Raw genomic sequence first — 300 nt, 5'->3', positions numbered from 1 at the left:
CCTCATCGACGACCCAGGGCAGCAACGGGCCAATCGACAGGCGCAGCCGGCCGTCGTGGCTGCCGTGCCAGCCCGCGGCGAGCCGTCCGACGCGCTCGGCCTGCTCAGCCGAGGTTTCGCAGAACTGCGGATCGAAGTGACGGGCCTGTGTGGCGCGCGCGACGGTGCCGCGGATCCCGCTGTCGCGCAACGCGCGAAAGGCCGCATCCTCGATGTCCGCATCGCTAGGCGGCATGAAGATGTTTTCGACTAGGCTGGTATTGCCGTTCTTGATGTTTTCGACGCAGCCGAGCAGTTCGG

Annotated in this window: 1 protein-coding gene; it reads right to left on the bottom strand. The window is 67.0% G+C overall.

The genetic code is table 11. From position 1 onward, the window contains the following. A partial coding sequence (locus tag I71_RS38650; RefSeq protein WP_031266050.1) for a hypothetical protein occupies positions 1 to 300 on the bottom strand: 300 nt, incomplete at both ends.

The sequence above is a fragment of the Azospirillum sp. B506 genome (assembly GCF_000333595.1).
Lineage (GTDB): Bacteria > Pseudomonadota > Alphaproteobacteria > Azospirillales > Azospirillaceae > Azospirillum.
Note: the sequence above shows the minus strand (reverse complement) of the source record. Positions and strands in the feature narration are given on the sequence as shown.